This is a genomic window from Micromonospora chokoriensis, from assembly GCF_000718555.1.
Taxonomy (GTDB): Bacteria; Actinomycetota; Actinomycetes; order Mycobacteriales; family Micromonosporaceae; genus Micromonospora; species Micromonospora chokoriensis_B.
Genome location: NZ_JOAN01000015.1, coordinates 96712 through 115696, shown reverse-complemented (window position 1 = coordinate 115696; position 18985 = coordinate 96712). Strand labels below are relative to the sequence as shown.

Below are 18985 nucleotides of genomic sequence, written 5' to 3'. Positions count from 1 at the left end.
GTGCGCCCGACGGATGACCATCGCTTGCGGATGGTGACCGTGCCGTCAGCGTAGGGCGTTCTCGTCGGCCTCGTCGGTGCCGGCCGACGGCGCCGGTGTCGCCCCGGTCGACGGCAGCTCCACCACCCGACCGCGCGACCACGGACGAGCCCAGCCGCCCATTTCCAGGAGGGTGGAGAGCACCCCGGCGGTGAAGCCCCAGACGAGCATCCCGCGCGCCGAGAACGCCGGCCCGATCCAGCCGCTCGGGTGGCGGACCCGCAGTCGGTTGGCCGGATCGACCAGCTCGCTGACTGGCAGCCGGGCGACGTGTGCCACCTCGGCCGGCTCCCGGGGGTGCACCGGGTGCGGGTCGTGCCACCAGGCCAGCACCGGCGTGACCACGAAGTCGCTGACCGGGATCCACAGTTTCGGCAGCTCGGCCAGGACGGTCACGCTAGCCGGGTCGAGGCCGACCTCCTCGTTCGCCTCGCGCAGGGCGGTGGCGCGGACGTCGGCGTCCTCCGGGTCGGCCGCACCCCCGGGAAATGCCGGCTGGCCGGCGTGGTTGCGCAGGGTGGCGGCGCGTTGCAGGACCAGCACGTCGGGACCGGCCCCGGGCTGCTCGCCGAGCAGCACCAGCACGGCGCTCTCCCGACCACCCTCGGCCGGGGTGGTCAGCCGGGTGAAGTCCTCGGCGCGGGCGGTGCCCAGCCGGGTCAGCAGCGGCTCGATCCACTCGGGTGGCCGACGGGTCACGCCGGCACCGCCAGGCCGAGGTGCTGGCGGACCAGCTTGGCGAGCTGGGCGTCGTCGAGAGCCCCGGTGGCGTCCACGTGCCGGATCCGGCCCTGCGCGTCGACGAAGAGGGTCAGCGGGAAGGCGCTGCGCTTCAGCTCCCGTTGCAGCGCGTCGCCCTGGTCGACGAGGATCGGGAACCGTACGCCGAAGTCCTCGCCGATGGACTGGGCGCCGCCCCGGCTGTCGCGGGTGTTGACCCCGACCACCTGGAGCTGACCGGCGGCCCGCTCGCTGAGCCGCTGGAAGGCGGGCAGCTCCTTGCGGCACGGCCCGCACCAGGAGGCCCACACGTTGATCACCGCCGGCCCGGCCACGTCCCGTAGCGCGACGGGGGCGCCGCCGGTGAAGCAGGACAGTGTCAGCTCCGGCAGCGCCTGCCCGCCAGCGGCGGGGGCTGTCGTGCCGGAGCCGGGCGATGCCGCCGTGGGCGCCGTGCTCAGCGTGGAGCAGTCCCGGAACGGCGATGGCCGCTCAGCTGCGGCCGGACGGGGCGCCGGGTCGTCGTCGGCAGCGCCGCTGGTGCAGCCGGCGAGGGTCAGCAGCAGCGGCAGGATCCCCAGGGCGAGGCGGCGGTTCACGGCACCTCCGCACTGACCGCCTGCGCGGGCACCAACTCGGGGTCGACCCCGGCCGCCACCGCGAGGTCACGGGCCCGAGGGCCCTTGAGCAGCTTGGCGGCGGCTGCGGGCTCGGTTGGGCCGGTGCCGTAGGAGGGGCAGAGCTTCGCGAGCGTGCACGCGCCGCAGGCCGGCTTGCGGGCGTGGCAGACCCGTCGCCCGTGGAAGATGATCCGGTGCGACAGCATGGTCCAGTCGCGCTTGTCGTACAGCGCGCCGATCGCGTGCTCGATCTTGACCGGATCGGTCTCGGTGGTCAGCCGCCACCTGTGGACCAGCCGCTGGAAGTGCGTGTCGACGGTGATGCCCGGGACGTCGAAGGCGTTGCCGAGGATCACGTTGGCGGTCTTGCGGCCGATGCCGGGGAGCGTCACCAGGTCGACGAGCCGCCCCGGGACCTTACCGTCATACCGGTCGAGGAGGGCCTGACCGAGCTTGAGCAGCGAGTCGGTCTTGTTGCGGTAGAAGCCGGTGGGCCGGATCAGCTCCTCCATCTCGCCCCGGTCAGCGCCGGCGTACGCGGCGGCGCTCGGGTAGCGGGCGAAGAGCTTCGGGGTGACCTCGTTGACCTTCTTGTCCGTGCACTGCGCGGACAGGATCGTGGCGACGGCCAGCTCCAGGGCGTTGGAGTGGTCCAGCTCACAATGCGCGTCGGGGTGCGTCTCGGCCAGCACCCGGCCGATCTTGCGGGCACGGCGTTTGCGCCCGAGGTCGGTCTCGCTGGCACCGGGAGGGCTACTGGTCACGACGGTCAGCCTACGTCGCACCTCGGACGGCCTCGCCGGGTCAGCCAGCGGTCGGTGGCGAGATCTTCCCCTGCCGGTCGAGCCGAGCGCCGCTCTTCGGGAAGTCGGCGCGGCTCAACTCGGCGACCAGGCCCAGACCCCGGTGGTCCGGGTCCATCGTCGGCTTGCCGGTGGAGTTCATGTACGTCGAGGTGAACGAGCCGCCGGCCCAGGTGCCGTCCGGCTTGAGCGACACCTTGAGCACCCCGCCCCAGCCGAGGCGACCGTCGTTGCTCAGCGAGTTGCCGCCGCCGGCGAAGTTGCCCAGGCTGTATGCGATCAGACGCCCCTGGTAGAACTCCATCCCCCGCAGCACGTGCGGGCCGTGCCCGACGATCAGGTCGGCACCGGCATCGATCATGGCGTGCGAGAACTTCACCGGATCGCCCCGGTTCTCACCCAAGAACAGCTCGGTGCCCGGCTTCACCCGGGTCTTGTCGGCGCCCTCGCCGCCCATGTGCACCTGCACCACGACCAGGTCGGCCATGGTGGCGGCCTTGGTGACCACCGCCTTCGCCTCGGCGATGTCGACGAGGCTGTTGGACCAGACGTACGACGAGAAGCCGACCACGCCCACCTTGACGCCCTCGACGTCGACCACGGTGATCTCGTCCGGTGCGCCGGTGTGCTCCAGGTCGTACTTCTGCAGTGCCTTCTGGGTGTTCTCGTAGCCCTTGGGCCCGTAGTCGTATCCATGGTTGTTGGCCTGGTTGAGCACGTCGAAGCCGGCGTCGCGCAGGTGCGCGGCGTACTCCGGTGGGGCCCGGAACTGGAAGCAGCGGGTGGCGTTGGCCGCGCACTTGCCAGCGCCGGTGTCGACCGTCAGCGGCTCCTCCAGGTTGCCCATCACCAGGTCGGCCTTGAGCGCCGCGGTGACCGAGGCGAAGAAGCCCCTACCGTCGGCGGCGGGCAGCCGACTGGGCGCGTTGCCGATGATGATGTCGCCGGTGGCGGAGAGTGAGATCGCGCGCGGACCGGAGGAGGCGGGCCCGGTCGCCTTCGGGCTGGCCGTGGAGACCGGGACGCCGGTGCCGCCGCCAGCGCCGGGTTGCCAGACGGGCGCCTCGCCACCGGGGTCGGCGCAGCCGGCCATCAGGACGGCGGCCAGCAGCGCGGCGAGGCCAGGTGCGACGCCGCGACACGGGCGGGACGCGGGAGCGTACATCGTCCGTCGACGCTACTGGTCGTCAAACGCGCCGACGACAGCCGATCGGTTGGACTTTGCGGCCCTGAGCTGCTCAGACCACGGCACGACGGGCCGGGCACCTCCGGCGAGCACCGCGGCGTGCACCGCTCGGGCGAGCGGTGCGCCCCAGGTGGAGCGCGGCCCCCCGTACGCCGCCTCCGGCCCGTCCACCGGGCAGAGCACGGTGACCGCGTCGGTGGGCGTGCCGGTTCCCGGCAGCCCCAGCTCGGTGATCGCCTGGGTCTTCGCCTCGGTCGCGGTGGCCACCGCGTTGACAAGTGCCGAGTCGGCGAGCCGGGCCGGCACGTACACCACGATGTTGACCGTGCCGACGCGCTGGGTGAGCGCGGTCGGTGTCGGCGCTGCCGCGGACACCGGCGTGCCGAGCCCGACCGTCGCCCAGGCGCGCACCCCGGTATCGGTCCGCGCCACCACCTCGGTCACATCGACGCCGGTCAACAAACCAACCCCGGGGCCGTCGAGGTCCAGCTCGGCGGCGAGCGAGGCCAGGTGCGCCGCCGGGTCCTCCCGGTCGTACGACATCGGCACGGTCGCGTTCAACACCCATCGCCGGACCCCGATGCCGCCGCCCAGCGAGCCGCTGCTGATCGCCCGCAGGGGCACGTCCGGGCGCCAGACGAGCAGCGGCACACACCGCCCATCCTCGGGGCGACTGGTCAGAATCGGCTCGCTCAGCACGTCGGGCAGGTTACGCCCACCGATCAAGATTCCAGGGGCGACCTCTGATTCATGCTCACGTGCGCCTAGACTTGGCGGCGCGCGAGGGGATCAGCGGACGGCGGCCCCGGCCGACGGACGGCACGCGCAACCGGAGGTGCGCAATGGACGAGGTACTGGCCCGCAGCGGGATCTTCCAGGGTGTTGACCCGGAAGCTGCCGAGGCGCTTGCCAAGGAGATGGAGACGATCGAAGTCCGCAAGGGCGAGATCGTCTTCAATGAGGGCGAGCCCGGTGACAGCCTCTACATCCTGCTGTCCGGGAAGATCAAGGTTGGTCGCCGCGCTGCGGACGGCCGACAGAACCTGATCGCGGTGATGGGGCCATCGGACATGGTCGGTGAGCTGTCGCTCTTCGACCCGGGTCCGCGTACGGCGACCGCCACCGCGGTGACCGACACCCGGCTGGTGCGACTGCGTAAGCAGGCGCTGCGGCCGTGGCTCAACAACCGTCCGGAGATCGCCGAGCAACTGCTCCGGGTGCTCGCCCGGCGGCTGCGCCGGACCAACGACTCGCTCGCCGACCTGATCTTCACGGACGTGCCGGGCCGGGTAGCCAAGAACCTGCTCCAGATGGCGGGCCGCTTCGGCACCCGCGACGGCGGCGTTCTGCGGGTGACCCACGACCTCACCCAGGAGGAGATCGCTCAGCTCGTCGGCGCCTCCCGGGAGACCGTCAACAAGGCGCTCGCCGACTTCGCCTCGCGTGGCTGGCTGCGACTGGACGGCAAGAGCATCATCATCCTGGACCCGGAGCGCCTGGCCCGTCGCGCCCGCGTCTGAGTAGCACCACACGCGTCCCCGCTTGCCGTCACTGACGGCAGGCGGGGACGCTTTTCCATCTGCCTGGCGCAGGAGACGTGGCCTGCGCCCGGGTGACGGCCGAGCCGAGCGTTGATCACTTGATGCTGAGTAGTCGTCGGGGGCGTCTTTCAGCTACTCAGCATCAAGTGATCGAGGTGTACCGCACCTCCCGCAGGCATGCAGGCACTAGTCCCAAAAAAGTCAGTCTTGACTGTTTGTTTCATAGGCCGCAGGCTGTCTCCGTGCCCACCGCATCGACGCGCGTCCCTCAGCAGGAGCGCAGCCGCGCCACCCAGGCCCGGCTGCTGGAGGCGACCGTCGACTGCCTGATCGAGCACGGCTGGTCCGGCACCACGACAACAGTCGTCGCGACCCGGGCCGGTGTGTCGCGCGGGGCTCAGCTGCACCACTACCCGACAAAGGCAGCGCTGGTGACGGCCGCCGTGGCCCATCTGGCCCAGCGGCGGGCCGACGAGTTGCGCACCGAGGCCGAGGCGTTGCCGGCTGGCCCACAGCGGTTGGACCGGGTGGTCGACCTGCTCGCTGTGGCGTTCACCGGGCCGCTGTTCGTGGCCGCGCTCGAACTCTGGGTCGCCGCCCGCACCGATCGGGAGCTGCGCGACGCCCTGGTGCCGCTGGAGGCGACCGTCGGGCGGGAGATGCACCGTCTCACCGTTGCCCTACTCGGCGTGGACGAGCGTCGACCCGGCGTCCGCGAGGCGGTGCAGGCCACGCTCGACCTGCTCCGCGGGCTCGGGGTGGCAAACCTGCTCAGCGACGACTCCGCCCGCCGCACTGCCCTGTTGGCCACCTGGAAGCGCCAGCTCGCCACTCTGCTCACGCCCTGACCGCCGGCCGCACCGGCCACCACCGACCGGAGGCACCATGGTCGACCTCAGCGACCTGCTCACGGACCTGGCCGACGAGTCCGCCCAACTGGACGCCCTGGTGTCCCCACTACCGGCGGCCGGCTGGGCGAGGCCGACCCCCGCGCCGGGCTGGAGCATCGCGCATCAGATCGCCCACCTCGCCTGGACCGACCACGTCGCGCTGCTGGCGGCGACCGTGCCCGAGGCGTTCTACGCGACGGTGACCGCCGCGCCGGACGTGACCCGGCTCGTCGACGTCGGCGCTGAGGGGTTCCTCGCTCCGCCGGCGGATCTGCTCGCCCGCTGGCGAGCCGGGCGGACCGCGCTCGTCGACGCGCTGGCCGTCGTTCCGGCCGGCGGCAAACTTCCCTGGTACGGCACCCAGATGTCGGCCACTTCGATGGCGACCGCCCGGATCATGGAGACCTGGGCGCATGGTGCGGACGTGGCCGACGCCCTCGACGTGGTCCGCCCCGACAGCGACCGGCTCCGACACGTGGCGCACCTGGGTGTGCGTACCCTCGGGCACGGCTTCGCCGCGCACGGCCGGGAGGCACCGACGACGCCGGTCCGGGTCGAGTTGGTCGGGCCCGGCGGCGACACGTGGAGCTGGGGTCCGGCGGACGCCGCCGACCGGGTCACCGGCCCGGCTCGGGACTTCTGCCTGCTGGTCACCCAGCGCCGACACCGCGCGGACCTCGCCCTGGTCGCCACCGGGCCGGTCGCTGACGAGTGGCTCGACGTGGCGCAGGCCTTCGCCGGCCCGCCGGGTGACGGCCGGAAGCCGGCGGGCGCAGACGGGGTACGGGCATGATCCGCATCGGCAACGCCTCCGGCTTCTACGGCGACCGGTTCACCGCCTGGCGGGAGATGCTCGACGGCGGTGAGCTGGACGTGCTGACCGGCGACTACCTGGCCGAGTTGACCATGTTGATCCTCGCCCGGGATCGTCTCCGCGACCCCGACCTGGGCTACGCGAAGACGTTCCTGCGGCAGCTGGAGACCACTCTCGGCACCGCCCTCGACCGAGGGGTACGGATCGTGACGAACGCCGGCGGGTTGAACCCGGCCGGCCTGGCCGCCGCGATCGAGAAGCTCGCCAACCGGCTCGGCCTGCCGGCCCAGGTCGGCTACGTCGAGGGCGACACGATCCAGCGGCCGGACGCGTTGAGCGCGAACGCCTACCTCGGCGCGTTCGGGATCGCCGCCTGCCTCGACGCCGGTGCGGACGTGGTGGTCACCGGCCGGGTCACCGACGCGTCGCTGGTGGTCGGCCCGGCCATCGCCCGGTACGGGTGGAGCCGCGACGACCTCGACGAGCTGGCCGGGGCCACCGTCGCGGGGCACCTCGTCGAGTGCGGCGCACAGGTCACCGGCGGCAACTTCAGCTTCTTCACCGAGCTGCCCGACGGCGGTCATCGGCCGGGATTCCCGATCGTCGAGGTGCACCCCGACGGCTCATCGGTGGTCACCAAGCATCCGGGCACCGGCGGCGCGGTCACCGTGGAGACGGTCACCGCCCAACTGCTCTACGAGATCGGCGGGCCGGCGTACCTCGGGCCGGACGTGGTCACTCGACTGGACACGGTGACGCTGCACCCCGACGGGCCGGACCGGGTCCGGGTCGCAGGCGTTCGGGGCACGCCGCCACCGCCCACGCTCAAGGTGGGCGTCAACAACCTCGGCGGCTTCCGCAACTCGATGACGTTCGTCCTCTGCGGGCTGGACATCGAGGCGAAGGCGGCCCTGGTCCGGGGGCAGGTCGAGGAGGCGGTGGGCAAGGACGGGCTGGAGTTCACGTTGGCCCGCACCGACCACCCCGATGCCGCCGACACCGAGGCGGCCAGCGCCCTGCTGCACGTACACCTGCGCGACGGCGACAAGGCGCGGGCCGGGCGGGCCTTCTCGGCCGCCGCGGTGGAGTTGGCGCTGGCCTCGTACCCGGGCTGCACGCTGACCACCCTGCCCGGGGACGCGACACCGTACGGCGTCTTCACCGCCGACGCGGTCCCGCAAGACGCGGTGGCGCACGTCGCGGTGCTGCCCGGCGGCGAGCGGGTGCCGATCGCCCCGCCGATCCGCACCGCCCCCACCTCGGCGGACGAGATCGCCCCGAGCGGTGACACGGCGGTCGGGGGCCCGACCCGGCGCGGGGCGCTCGGCGAGGTGGTCGGCGCACGCTCCGGGGACAAGGGTGGGGACGCCAACCTCGGTGTCTGGGCGCGCACCGACGTCGGGTACGTGTGGCTGCGGACCTGGTTGACCGTCGAGCGGCTGGCCGAGCTGCTGCCGGAGACCGCGCCGCTGTCGGTACAGCGCTACGAGTTGCCGAACCTGCACGCGGTCAACTTCGTGATCGAGGGCCTGCTCGGGGCGGGGGTGGCCGCGTCAACCCGGTTCGACCCGCAGGCCAAGGCGCTGGGCGAGCTGCTGCGTGCCCGGATAGTCGACCTACCAGGCGAGATCGCGCCATGAGCCTGGTGGACACGCCGGAGCGCCGGCAACTACGTGAGCTGACCCGGGCGTTCCTGACCCGGGAGGTGTTGCCGCACCTGGACGACTGGGAGCGGGCCGGCGAGGTGCCGCGGGCGTTGCACGGGACCGCCGCGAAGCTCGGCCTGCTCGGCATCGGCTTCCCGGAGTCGGTCGGTGGCAGCGGCGGCGACCTGCTCGACTCGATCATCGTGACCGAGGAGCTGATCCGCTCCGGCGGCTCGTCCGGGCTGGTGGCGGCCCTGTTCACGCACGGCATCGCGTTGCCGCACATGGTCGCGGCGGCCGGTGCCCGCACCGGTGGCTCGCTGGGCGGTCGGCTCGCCGGAGTCTCGTCCCCGGGCGACGACAGCCTGATCGAGCGGTACGTCCGGCCCACCCTCGCCGGCACGATGATCGGCGCTCTGGCCATCACCGAGCCGGACGGCGGTTCGGACGTCGCCGCCATCCGCACGACCGCCCGCCGCGACGGCGAGCACTACGTGGTGAACGGGTCGAAGACGTACATCACCAGCGGGCACCGGGCCGATTTCGTGACCACTGCGGTGTGCACCGACTTTGCCGGTAGCGGCGAACTCACCCTGCTGGTCATCGACAAGGGGTTGCCCGGGTTCACCGTGGGACGCCGGTTGGAGAAGTTGGGCTGGCACTGCTCGGACACCGCCGAGCTGTCCTTCGCCGACGTGCGGGTGCCGGTCGCCAACCGGATCGGCGCGGAGAACACCGGCTTTCTGGCGATCATGCAGCACTTCGCGGCGGAGCGGCTGTCGCTGGCGACCCAGGCGTACGCGACCGCGCAGCGCTGCGTCGAGCTGGCGGTGCGCTGGTGCCGGGACCGGGAGACCTTCGGGCGTCCGCTGGCCAGCCGGCAGCTGATCCGACACCGGTTGGCCGAGATGCACACGCGGGCCGAGGCGGCCCGGTCGTACGTGCACGAGGTCGCGGGTCGGGTCGTCTCCGGCGAGCCGGTGGTGACCGAGGTGGCGATGGCGAAGAACGTGGCGGTGGCCGCCTGCGACCACGTCGTCGACCAGGCATTGCAGCTGCACGGCGGCTTCGGCTATCTGCGCGACGCCGAGGTGGAACGGCACTACCGCGATGCGCGGATCCTCGGCATCGGCGGCGGCACCACCGAGATCATGAACGAGATCATCGCGAAGGGCATGGGCCTATGACCACGCTGGACAGCGCTGTCGACCCGTCCGCACCGGCGTACACGGCGAACCGGGCGGCGTTGCTGGAGCGGCTGGCCGAGTTGGACACCGCACTGGACCAGGCGCGGGCGGGCGGCGGCGACAAGTACGTGACCCGGCACCACGCCCGCGGCAAGCTGCTCCCCCGGGAGCGGATCGAGCTGCTGGTGGACGCGGACAGCCCGTTCCTGGAGTTGTCGCCGGTCGCCGCGTACGGCACGGACTTCCCGGTCGGGGCCAGCGTGGTCACCGGCATCGGGGTGGTCGAGGGCGTGGAGTGCCTGATCGTCGCCAACGACCCGACGGTACGCGGCGGAGCGGTCAACCCGTGGTCGCTGGCCAAGACCCGGCGGGCCGGTGAGATCGCCCTGGCCAACCGGCTGCCCATGGTCAACCTGGTCGAGTCGGCCGGGGCGGACCTGCCCACCCAGGCGGAGATCTTCATCCCGGGCGGTCGGGTGTTCCGTGACCTCACCCGGCTCTCGGCGGCCGGCATCCCCACGGTCAGCGTGGTCTTCGGCAACGCCACGGCCGGTGGCGCGTACGTGCCGGGGATGTCCGATCACGTGATCATGATCCGGGACCGGTCCCAGGTCTACCTGGCCGGTCCGCCGCTGGTGAAGATGGCGACCGGCGAGGTCACCGACGACGAGTCGCTGGGCGGCGCGGCGATGCACGCCGGCACGTCCGGGCTGGCCGACTACCTCGCCGAGGATGAGCGGGACGGCATCCGGCTGGCCCGGCAGTGCGTACGCCGGCTGAACTGGCGCAAGCAGGGGCCGTCGCCGCGGACGGCGGTGCCACAGCCACCGAAGTACGACCCGGAGGAGCTGCTCGGCATCACCAGCGCCGACCTGAAGGTGCCGTTCGACCCCCGCGAGGTGCTGGTCCGGATCCTGGACGGCAGCGACTTCGACGAGTTCAAACCGGCGTACGGGGACGCGCTGGTCACCGGTTGGGGAGAGCTGCACGGCTACCCGGTGGGGGTGCTGGCGAACGCCCGAGGGGTGCTGTTCAGCGCGGAGGCGCAGAAGGCGGCCCAGTTCATCCAGCTCGCGAACGCCTCGGACACCCCGTTGATCTTCCTGCAGAACACCACCGGCTACATGGTCGGCACCGAGTACGAGCAGCGCGGCATCATCAAGCACGGCGCCCTGATGATCAATGCGGTGTCCAACTCGACGGTGCCGCACCTGACGGTCAACCTGGGCGCCTCGTACGGGGCCGGCAACTACGGCATGTGCGGTCGGGCGTACGAGCCGAGGTTCCTCTTCACCTGGCCGAACGCGAAGTCGGCGGTGATGGGCCCGGCGCAGCTCGCCGGGGTGCTCTCCATCGTGGCCCGGCAGGCCGCCGCCGCTCGGGGCCGCGACTACGACGAGGACTCGGATGCCGCCATGCGGATGATGGTCGAGCAGCAGATCGAGTCGCAGTCCGGCGCGCTCTTCCTCTCCGGCCGGCTCTACGACGACGGGGTGATCGACCCCCGGGACACCCGCACTGTCCTCGGGCTCTGCCTCTCGGCAATCCACAACGGACCGGTGAAGGGCGCCGACGGTTTCGGCGTCTTCCGGATGTAGGGGGTGCGGTCATGATCACTCGACTCTTGGTGGCGAACCGGGGCGAGATCGCCCGCCGGGTCTTCGCCACCTGCCGCGCGATGGGCGTGCAGACCGTCGCCGTGTACTCCGACGCGGACGCCGACGCGCCCTTCGTGGCCGAGGCCGACCTGGCCGTACGCCTGCCGGGGAGTTCGCCGGCCGAGACGTACCTGCGGGCGGACCTGATCCTGGACGCGGCCAGCAAGGCCGGCGCGGACGCCGTCCACCCGGGCTACGGCTTCCTCGCCGAGAACGCGGAGTTCGCTGCGGCGGTGACCGACGCGGGGCTGACCTGGGTCGGGCCGCCGGCCAAGGTGATCGCCGCGATGGGTGACAAGCTGGCAGCGAAGGCGCTGCTCGCCGAGGCAGGCGTGCCGATGCTGCCGAGCTGGACCGACGCCGACGAGGTCACCGACTTCCCGGTGCTGGTCAAGGCGTCCGCTGGCGGCGGTGGCCGGGGCATGCGGATCGTGCGGGACGCGGACGAGCTGACCGAGGCCGTCGCCAGCGCCAGCCGGGAGGCGGCTGCCGCGTTCGGCGACGGCACGGTCTTCATCGAGCGGTACGTCGAGCGTGGCCGGCACGTCGAAGTGCAGATCTTCGGCGACTCGCACGGCACGGTGGCCGCCCTCGGGGTGCGCGAGTGCTCGATCCAGCGCCGACACCAGAAGATCATCGAAGAGGCCCCCGGGGTGCTTCCGGGGGAGCTGTCCGTGGCGCTGCACGAGGCTGCGGTGTCCGCCGGACGTTCCGTCGACTACGTGGGTGCCGGCACGGTCGAGTTCCTGCTGGCACCGACCGGTGAGTTCTTCTTCCTGGAGATGAACACCCGGTTGCAGGTGGAGCACCCCGTCACCGAGCTGACCGTCCCGGTCGGGCTCGACCTGGTCCGGTTGCAACTGCTGGTCGCCGAGGGCGCAGAGCTGCCGGTGCACCTTCACGCGCCGGGCGTACGCGGCTACGCGATCGAGGTGCGTTTGTGCGCCGAGGACCCGGCGCAGGGCTGGCGACCCGCCACCGGCACACTGCGCCGGTTCGCGATACCGGGAGTGGACCGGGAGTTCGGTGGCCTCCAGCGCGCCGGCCTGCGGCTGGACTCCGGCGTCGGGACGGGCTCCGAGGTGAGCGTGCACTACGACTCCATGCTCGCCAAGCTGATCGCCTGGGCGCCGACCCGAGCCGAGGCGGCCCGGGCACTGGCGGGCGCGCTGACCCGGGCCGAGCTGCACGGGGTGGCCACCAACCGGGACCTGCTGGTCCGCGTCCTGCGCAGCCCGGAGTTCGCGGCCTCGGAGATCGACACCGGTTTCCTGGACCGGCACCCGGAGGTCTTCACCCCACTCCTCCCCGCCGACCAGGTCCCACTCACCGCCCTCGCCGCCGCGCTGGCCGGTGCCGCGCACCGCCGGGCGACCGCACCGGTACTCTCCGGGCTCCCCTCCGGCTGGCGCAACGTGCCCGCCGTACCCCAGATCACCCGCTTCGTCGGGCCGGACGGCGACGAGATCGAAATCCGCTACCGCCTGGACCGGACCGGTGGACTCGCCGACTGGTCCGCAGCGCCACCCGGCGACGCGGCGGCGTCAGAGGCGAAGCCGCCGGCAGTAGCGCTTGTGGAGGCCACCCCGGACCGGGTGGTGCTCGACGTCGACGGGCTTCGGCACGCGTACCGCGTACACCGGGTGGGGTCGGCTGTCTTCGTGGACGGCCCGGACGGGGCGGCGAGCCTCGACGAGCTGCCACGTCTCCCGCTGCCCACCGCGCAGGTGGCGGCCGGGTCGCTGCTCGCGCCGCTGCCCGGCGCGGTGAGCCGGGTGCACGTCCAGGTCGGCCAGCGGGTCACGGCCGGCGAACCACTGCTCACGCTGGAAGCGATGAAGCTGGAACATCCCGTGCTGGCCCCGATCGACGGCGTGGTCACCGAGCTGCCGGTGCCGACCGGCGGTCAGGTGCAGACGGGCGCCGTGCTGGCCGTTATCGACGAAGAGGACCCCCGATGACCTTCGACCTCACCCCCGAGCAGGACCAGCTACGCGACGCCGTGCGGGCGCTGGGCCGCCGCTACGGTCACGGCTACTTTGTCGAGAAGGCGAAGGCCGGCGAACACACCACCGAACTCTGGGCCGAGGCCGGACGGCTCGGCTACCTGGGGGTCAACATCCCCACCGAGTACGGCGGCGGGGGCGGCGGCATCACCGATCTGGCCATCGTCTGCGAGGAACTTGCCGCCGCCGGCTGCCCGCTGCTGCTGCTGGTGGTCTCCCCCGCCATCGCGGCGACCGTGCTCAGCCGGCACGGCACCGAGGAGCAGCGCAAGCGGCACCTGCCGGGCCTCGCCGACGGCTCCCAGAAGATCGTCTTCGCGATCACCGAGCCGGAGGCCGGTTCCAACTTCCACCGGCTCGGCACGGTGGCTCGCCGCGACGGCGACGGCTGGCTGCTCAACGGCCGCAAGTGCTACATCTCCGGGGTCGACGAGGCCGGCCACGTGCTGGTGGTGGCGCGGACCGAAGACTCCTCCACCGGAAAGCTGAAGCCGGCGCTGTTCCTGGTGCCGACCGACGCGGCCGGGCTGACCCGGTCCAAGCTGGACATGGAGATCGTGTCCCCGGAGAACCAGTTCCTGCTCTACCTGGACGACGTGCGGGTACCCGCCGACGCGCTGCTCGGCGAGTCGCTGGATGCCGGGCTGCCGGCGCTCTTCGCCGGGCTCAACCCGGAGCGGATCACGGTGGCCGCGATGGGTGCCGGCACCGGCCGGTACGCCATCGAGCGAGCCAGTGAATACACCGCCACCCGCAAGGTCTGGGGTGGCCGGAGCATCGGCTCCCACCAGGGGGTATCGCATCCGCTGGCGCACGCGGCGGTGCAGGTGGAGCTGGCCCGCCTCATGATCCAGAAGGCGGCCACGCTCTACGACGCCGGCCGCGACCTGGAGGCCGGGGTCGCCGGCAACATGGCCAAGTACGCCGCCGGGGAGGCCGCCGCGCTCGCCGTGGACACCGCCGTCCAGGTGCTCGGCGGGGCCGGCATGACCACCGAGTACGGGGTGGCGACCCTGCTCGGCGCGGTTCGGGCGGGCCGGATCGCCCCGGTCAGTCGGGAGATGATCCTCAACTTCGTGGCCCAACACGTCCTCGGCCAGGACAAGTCTTATTGAGCCTCGCTCAGCTGCGAGATCTTGGAAAGTTTCGGCCCCTATAGGGGCTGCTTCCTTCCAAGATCTGCAAGGGCGGGGCCGGGGTGGGGCGGTCAGGCTGGGGTGCGGCAGGCTGCGTCTATGCGGTGGACTGGGCGGACTCGGCGGCCCATGCCCTCCAGCAGGGAATCCTCGACGTGGAAGTCGTGGATGCGCAGTTGATGGCGAGGCAACTCCTCCTCGCTGGGACAGAGCACCTGGGCGCGGACCAGGTCGACCGGGACGTACCGGACGCCACCCTGTTCCTGGAGGATCACCATGTTGACGTCGTCGGTGGTGACCACGTGCCCGCGTACGTCCTCGGTGGGCCCACTCTCCGGCCCCACAGTGGTGACGGTCAGCGGCAACACCGGCGTGCTGATCACCGGCACCGCGGCCCAGGCCAGGGTGGCCAGCACCGCCACCTCGGTCACCGACGCCAGCGGCCGGATCACCAGCCCCGGCAGCGGCCCGGCGATGAAGAGGGCCAGCAGCGGAGGCACCACGAGGAGCGCCAGCACCAGCCACTCATCGCCCTGCCGCATCGCCTCGCGCAGCGTGGGCAGCATCAGCCAGCCGTACCCGGCGAGCAGCACGCCGATCAGCAGCAGCCGAGGCACGACCCGCTCGTGCAGCCGCTCGGGGCGTAGTTGGAACGCGGCCACGAAGGCCGGCAGCAGCAACGGAAGGTAGAGCAACGGCCAGGTGATCAGGGCGAGCAGGAAGCTGGCCAGCACCACCCAGGCCGGGGTGATGTCGGCCCAGCGGGCGAAGAGCGGTCGGCGTCGGGTGCCGGGTGGGAGTCGGTCCGCGCTGACGGCCAGCACCGCGCCGAGCGCGAAGACGGCGACCATGCCGGTGGAGAGCAGCCGTGCCGCCGTGGTCAGGAACCCGGCGAGCAGATTCACCGGCCCGACGTTCGCCACCAGCAGCAGCGTGGTCTGGAGTTCGCCGCCGGCCTCCACGCCGAGGCGGAGCACCGAGAAGATCGCCGGTACGCCGACCACGGCCGTCCAAAACGACTGGCTGGCGCGGGCCCGCCGCTCGGCCGGATCCCAGCGCACCCGACCGGGTTCGACCTCGACGACGACCGGCTCGGCCGGTTCGGCGACCGGCACGCCGGCCGGCCAGGCGACTCCGGCCACGGCAGCCGGACGATCGACGACCGGCGCTGTGGCCGTACCGTCGATCGTTGGCGAGTCGGCGGGCACGGACGAGCGGGGCGGCGGGACCGGCCCGTCACCGCCGGTGGCGGTCGGCGCCGCGCTCACTTCGCGGGCGCCTTGTCGTCGAAGTCGACAAGCTTCGGCACCTCCAGCGGCTGCGGCTGGCGCTTGTCTGCCTTCAGCCAGGGGCCCAAGGTCCGGTTGTAGGCGGTCTGCCAGGGGCTCACCTGCTCGTCACGCCCCTGCTGGTAGCTCTTCTGCAGGAAGAACGCGACCAGGTCCCGCAGTGCCGGGTCGCCGATCGGCACGCCGACGCCCAGCAACTCGCTGGTACCGAAGGGCATGTCGACGAGTTCGAACTCCTTCGGGTGGCGGGCCAGGAAGCCGGCGAGGATCGTCTCGTCGGAGCTGACCGCGTCGTAGCGGCCGGTCCGGATGCCGGCGACGCAGTCCCCGACGGTCTTCACGACAAACGCCTTGACCTGGTGACTTCCCAGCTCGGCCTCGGAGGTGGAGCCGCCGCTGGTGCAGATCTTGTAGTCCGGGTTACGGAGGTCCTCAATGGTGCTGATCTTCCCCCGCAATCGGGTCGGCACCATCACCTCCTGGGTGGTGACGAAGTACGGCCCGGCGAAGCTCACCACCTTCTTGCGCTCCTCGGTGATGGAGAAGCTGGACACCACTAGGTCGACAGTCCCGCCCTGGAGCGCGGGGATCCGTTCCTCGGTGGCCACCGGGACGAACTCCACCCGCTGGTCCCCCGCGTAACCGAGCGAGGTGGCGATGTACCGGGCGATCTCGACGTCGAAGCCGACCGGCTTGCCGTTGCGCAACTCCCCCATCAGCGGCTCGTTCGTGGCGACACCGATCCGCAGCTTCGACTGGCCGTAGATGTGCGTCTCGCGCATCTTCTCCTGCACGGAGGGCAGCTCCGGCTCCTTCCTGCTGTCGCAACCGGCGGCGGCGGCGAGCACGAGAGTGAGGGCGACCGCCAGCGTCGACGTGAACGCGCGGAGCCGGGGTTGCGAACTGCCTGAGTTCATGGGCGACCTCGCTGCCGAAAGAGCCTGCGGGACACCGAGAGTAGCCGTTGTCGTCCAATCCGTGTGCGCGCCGTCGATCATGTCGGGTGGATCCCTCAGATCGATGTCGATCGGCGCGGCGGCCAGCTCTGCGGTTGACAGCCGGCCTCGTCACGACATGCTGGACAGGTGAGCCGATTGTCCAGACCAGATGCGCGGACGGTGGCGGTGCTCGCGGCGCTGGGAGCTCTTGCGCCGCTGGTCATGCTGGTCGTGTGGCGCCGACAGGATCTCCTCGGCGTGGTTCTCGCGCTGCTCTGCGTGCTGCTGACCATGGTCGCCGGGGTTGCTGTCTCCGCCGCCCGTCAGGTCGACGACCCGGAGCCCATGGACCGGTCGGCGGCCATCGGGCCGCCCGAGCTGATGCCGTACGGGATCGATGCGGACACCCTCGACGCGCTCGACAGCCGGGACGCGTTGCGTGCGGTGCGTGACCGTCGGCGCGGGTCGGACGGGCTCAGCGGCCGGTGAGCGTGGGTGCGGTGAGCGCGTCCACGCCCCGCCCCGCCAGACACCGGTAGGTCCGGTCGATGCTGCCGTCGACCGGCGGTAGCACTTCCAGGTGCCAGCCGGTCGGCTCGCCGATGCCGGTGGTCAACCGGAAGGTCTTGGCGCTGCACACCTGCCGCACCGGCTCGGCGGCGATCACCTCGTCATAGTCGGCGCCGACAAGCGACACCGGCAGGATGCCCTCGGCGTACGTCTCCCAGGTGTGTCGGCCGGCGCAGGACAGCCGAGCCGCCTCGGCGCGGCTGCCGCGGATCCGCATCGGGCCGAAGCACTCCAGCTCGGGCAGGCACCGGGCACCCTCGGGGAGAGCGGTGGGCGCACCGATGCCGGTCGCGCAGCCGGGCAGCGGCCCGGTCGCCGGCGCGGCGATCTGCGTGGCCGACGGGCTCGGGGTGGGTGATGGCGCCCGGTCGGCGACCCAGGCCCCGGCGGTTGCGGAGGCGGCGAGCGCGAGCACCCCGGCACCACCGAAGAGCCAGCGCCGCCAACGCCGGTCCGCCGGGACTGTTCGCTGAGTCTCCTCGATAGGCGGGCGGGGCACCCGCTGGCTGGCCGCGTACGGGCCGGAGGGGGTCGCGCCACCGCTGACCGGAGCGCCGCTGACCGGTGTCGCCGGAGAGCCGAACGGCAGGTTGGCGAGCAGGTCGTGCAACTCCAGGGCGGAGGGACGCTCGGCCGGGTCGTTGGCCATGCCGGCGCGCAGCACGTCGATCAGCTCGTCCGGTACGCCGGGCAGGGCGGGCAGCGGCCGGTTGAACATCTCCAGCACGGTGACCAGGCTCGGGTTGCGCTCGGACTGCCAGCGTGGCGGCCGGCCGTGCATCACGGCGTAGAGGGTGGCGCAGAGCGCGTACACGTCGACGGCCGGCGACGGCGGGCTGTGGCTGAACATCTCCGGTGGCGCGTACGCCGGGGTGAGCACCTCCAGGGTGACCGAGGCGTCCCGGTGCTCGGCGAGGACGGCGAGCCCGAAGTCGGCGAGCACCGCCGAGTTGAAGGACGAGTGGAGGATGTTGGCCGGCTTCACATCCCGGTGCAGCACCCCGGCGGCGTGCGAGTGGGCCAGGGCATCCGCGATCTTGATGCCGAGGTCGCGGGCCTCCACCGGGCCCAGCGGCGAGGTGCGCATCCGTTCGGCGTACGAGCCGTCGCAGAGTTCCATGATCAGATAGGGGTGCTGATCGACGGTGACCCCCACATCGAAGAGGTCCACCACGTGCGGGTGGGACGACATCCGGCCGGCCGCCCGCGCCTCGCGCAGGAAGCGGGCCTGATCCCGGTCGCTGTCCAGCGTCCGGTTCTCCACCTTGACGGCGACCTCGCGATCCACGGAGATCTGGGTAGCTCGGTAGACGGTCGCGTACCCGCCCCGGGCAAAGACCCGCAAATCAGTCAGACCAGGCACGATCGGCACTGGCAGGCCGCCGGTCGGGGTGTCGGTCACCGCTCGAAAATACCCAACCCGACCGATGGCTCAGCGCACCGCGTCCGCCGAAGCGGCACCGGCGGGACCGGTACCCTCCTCGGCGACCGCAGTCGTCCCGGCACCCTCGGACGATGCGACCTCGCCGGCCGGGACGCCCCGGCGGGCATCCAGGCGCAGACCGACGGCGGTGGCCACGGCACCCAGCCCTTCCCACGCCGCCACCCCGAAGAACCGGTTGGGAGCGATGTCGGCCAGCACCGCGATGGTGAAGACGGTGAACGTGACCAGTCGGAAGACCACGGTGAACCGGTAGAACGCCCGCCACTCGGTCACCGTGGCGAGCAGGTAGTAGACGCCCATGTTGAACGCCGCCATCGAGGACGCCAGCAGGAACGTGCCGGTGTGATCACCGACGGCCCGCGTCGCCGGCACCTCGAAGCCGAGCATGCGCAACTGCGCCTCCGGCCAGAGCAGCCCGACCCCGCCCATCACCAGCGCCAGCAGGCCGAAGACCGCGATGGTCCAGCCCGCGATGGATCGCGGCAGCTTCATGAAGGG

General features: G+C 71.9%; 18 protein-coding genes. 9 read left to right on the top strand and 9 right to left on the bottom strand.

The features are described 5' to 3' along the window. Nucleotides 1-45: 45 nt before the first annotated feature. The 5 genes from IF46_RS0120325 to IF46_RS0120305 are packed head-to-tail and all read right to left on the bottom strand — an operon-like array spanning nucleotide 46 to nucleotide 4067. Nucleotides 46-738, bottom strand: a complete 693-nt coding sequence (locus IF46_RS0120325) for an NUDIX hydrolase (RefSeq protein WP_030489931.1) — start codon at nucleotides 736-738, stop codon at nucleotides 46-48. Further along, nucleotides 735-1358, bottom strand: coding sequence for a TlpA family protein disulfide reductase (locus IF46_RS0120320; protein ID WP_030489930.1), 624 nt, complete (start codon nucleotides 1356-1358; stop codon nucleotides 735-737). Before IF46_RS0120320 ends, IF46_RS0120325 begins: the two co-directional genes overlap by 4 nt. Next, entirely contained in the window at nucleotides 1355-2164 is an 810-nt protein-coding gene (nth, locus tag IF46_RS0120315) for an endonuclease III (RefSeq protein WP_030489929.1), read from the bottom strand. Before nth ends, IF46_RS0120320 begins: the two co-directional genes overlap by 4 nt. Nucleotides 2165-2183: 19 nt before the next feature. Continuing rightward, nucleotides 2184-3347: a CapA family protein gene (locus tag IF46_RS0120310; RefSeq protein WP_030489928.1), complete on the bottom strand. Its 1164-nt coding sequence runs from the start codon at nucleotides 3345-3347 to the stop codon at nucleotides 2184-2186. A gap of 12 nt (nucleotides 3348-3359) precedes the next feature. After that, on the bottom strand, nucleotides 3360-4067 hold the full coding sequence (locus tag IF46_RS0120305) for an adenosylcobinamide amidohydrolase (RefSeq protein ID WP_051724032.1): 708 nt from the start codon (nucleotides 4065-4067) through the stop codon (nucleotides 3360-3362). 143 nt (nucleotides 4068-4210) lie between these two features. On the opposite strand from IF46_RS0120305, the gene IF46_RS0120300 reads away from it, so the two are divergent. The 8 genes from IF46_RS0120300 (at nucleotide 4211) to IF46_RS0120265 (ending at nucleotide 14225) form a co-directional block, all read left to right on the top strand. After that, nucleotides 4211-4888 (top strand): Crp/Fnr family transcriptional regulator, encoded by a 678-nt coding sequence (locus tag IF46_RS0120300; protein ID WP_007466162.1) that lies wholly within the window; start codon nucleotides 4211-4213, stop codon nucleotides 4886-4888. A 263-nt stretch (nucleotides 4889-5151) separates the two neighbouring features. Beyond that, on the top strand, nucleotides 5152-5757 hold the full coding sequence (locus tag IF46_RS0120295; protein WP_030489926.1) for a TetR/AcrR family transcriptional regulator: 606 nt from the start codon (nucleotides 5152-5154) through the stop codon (nucleotides 5755-5757). A gap of 37 nt (nucleotides 5758-5794) precedes the next feature. Continuing rightward, nucleotides 5795-6592, top strand: coding sequence for a TIGR03084 family metal-binding protein (locus IF46_RS0120290; RefSeq protein ID WP_030489925.1), 798 nt, complete (start codon nucleotides 5795-5797; stop codon nucleotides 6590-6592). Beyond that, on the top strand, nucleotides 6589-8253 hold the full coding sequence (locus IF46_RS0120285; protein WP_030489924.1) for an acyclic terpene utilization AtuA family protein: 1665 nt from the start codon (nucleotides 6589-6591) through the stop codon (nucleotides 8251-8253). The genes IF46_RS0120290 and IF46_RS0120285 overlap by 4 nt, the downstream gene beginning before the upstream one ends. Beyond that, the gene (locus tag IF46_RS0120280; RefSeq protein WP_030489923.1) at nucleotides 8250-9446 is read left to right on the top strand and encodes an acyl-CoA dehydrogenase family protein; all 1197 of its coding nucleotides are present in this window, start codon (nucleotides 8250-8252) and stop codon (nucleotides 9444-9446) included. Before IF46_RS0120285 ends, IF46_RS0120280 begins: the two co-directional genes overlap by 4 nt. Then, the gene (locus IF46_RS0120275) at nucleotides 9443-11044 is read left to right on the top strand and encodes an acyl-CoA carboxylase subunit beta (protein ID WP_030489922.1); all 1602 of its coding nucleotides are present in this window, start codon (nucleotides 9443-9445) and stop codon (nucleotides 11042-11044) included. The genes IF46_RS0120280 and IF46_RS0120275 overlap by 4 nt, the downstream gene beginning before the upstream one ends. 11 nt (nucleotides 11045-11055) lie before the next feature. Further along, nucleotides 11056-13065 (top strand): biotin carboxylase N-terminal domain-containing protein, encoded by a 2010-nt coding sequence (locus tag IF46_RS0120270; protein ID WP_030489921.1) that lies wholly within the window; start codon nucleotides 11056-11058, stop codon nucleotides 13063-13065. After that, complete coding sequence (locus IF46_RS0120265; protein ID WP_030489920.1) at nucleotides 13062-14225, top strand: acyl-CoA dehydrogenase family protein; 1164 nt, start codon at nucleotides 13062-13064, stop codon at nucleotides 14223-14225. Before IF46_RS0120270 ends, IF46_RS0120265 begins: the two co-directional genes overlap by 4 nt. Before the next feature lie 92 nt (nucleotides 14226-14317). On the opposite strand, the gene IF46_RS0120260 is transcribed toward IF46_RS0120265, so the two are convergent. Both IF46_RS0120260 and IF46_RS0120255 read right to left on the bottom strand, forming a co-directional pair. Beyond that, nucleotides 14318-15514: a hypothetical protein gene (locus IF46_RS0120260; RefSeq protein ID WP_030489919.1), complete on the bottom strand. Its 1197-nt coding sequence runs from the start codon at nucleotides 15512-15514 to the stop codon at nucleotides 14318-14320. Further along, nucleotides 15511-16452 carry a transporter substrate-binding domain-containing protein gene (locus IF46_RS0120255; RefSeq protein ID WP_030489918.1) on the bottom strand — a complete coding sequence of 314 codons (942 nt, stop codon included), beginning with the start codon at nucleotides 16450-16452 and terminating at the stop codon, nucleotides 15511-15513. Before IF46_RS0120255 ends, IF46_RS0120260 begins: the two co-directional genes overlap by 4 nt. Nucleotides 16453-16629: 177 nt before the next feature. On the opposite strand from IF46_RS0120255, the gene IF46_RS32650 reads away from it, so the two are divergent. Then, nucleotides 16630-16962, top strand: a complete 333-nt coding sequence (locus tag IF46_RS32650; RefSeq protein ID WP_157563237.1) for a hypothetical protein — start codon at nucleotides 16630-16632, stop codon at nucleotides 16960-16962. On the opposite strand, the gene IF46_RS0120245 is transcribed toward IF46_RS32650, so the two are convergent. Beyond that, entirely contained in the window at nucleotides 16949-18445 is a 1497-nt protein-coding gene (locus tag IF46_RS0120245) for a serine/threonine-protein kinase (protein WP_030489917.1), read from the bottom strand. The genes IF46_RS32650 and IF46_RS0120245 overlap by 14 nt on opposite strands. A gap of 30 nt (nucleotides 18446-18475) precedes the next feature. Then, the gene (locus IF46_RS0120240; protein ID WP_030489916.1) at nucleotides 18476-18979 is read right to left on the bottom strand and encodes a hypothetical protein; all 504 of its coding nucleotides are present in this window, start codon (nucleotides 18977-18979) and stop codon (nucleotides 18476-18478) included. Between the last annotated feature and the right edge of the window lie 6 nt (nucleotides 18980-18985).

Excerpts from the sequence above, each read along its gene's own strand:
- IF46_RS0120280 (WP_030489923.1), top strand. The coding sequence starts at position 8,250 with ATGAGCCTGGTGGACACGCCGGAGCGCCGGCAACTACGTGAGCTGACC.
- IF46_RS0120255 (WP_030489918.1), bottom strand. The coding sequence starts at position 16,452 with ATGAACTCAGGCAGTTCGCAACCCCGGCTCCGCGCGTTCACGTCGACG.
- IF46_RS0120300 (WP_007466162.1), top strand. The coding sequence starts at position 4,211 with ATGGACGAGGTACTGGCCCGCAGCGGGATCTTCCAGGGTGTTGACCCG.
- IF46_RS0120275 (WP_030489922.1), top strand. The coding sequence starts at position 9,443 with ATGACCACGCTGGACAGCGCTGTCGACCCGTCCGCACCGGCGTACACG.
- IF46_RS0120265 (WP_030489920.1), top strand. The coding sequence starts at position 13,062 with ATGACCTTCGACCTCACCCCCGAGCAGGACCAGCTACGCGACGCCGTG.
- IF46_RS0120310 (WP_030489928.1), bottom strand. The coding sequence starts at position 3,347 with ATGTACGCTCCCGCGTCCCGCCCGTGTCGCGGCGTCGCACCTGGCCTC.
- IF46_RS0120290 (WP_030489925.1), top strand. The coding sequence starts at position 5,795 with ATGGTCGACCTCAGCGACCTGCTCACGGACCTGGCCGACGAGTCCGCC.
- IF46_RS0120270 (WP_030489921.1), top strand. The coding sequence starts at position 11,056 with ATGATCACTCGACTCTTGGTGGCGAACCGGGGCGAGATCGCCCGCCGG.
- IF46_RS0120240 (WP_030489916.1), bottom strand. The coding sequence starts at position 18,979 with ATGAAGCTGCCGCGATCCATCGCGGGCTGGACCATCGCGGTCTTCGGC.
- IF46_RS0120285 (WP_030489924.1), top strand. The coding sequence starts at position 6,589 with ATGATCCGCATCGGCAACGCCTCCGGCTTCTACGGCGACCGGTTCACC.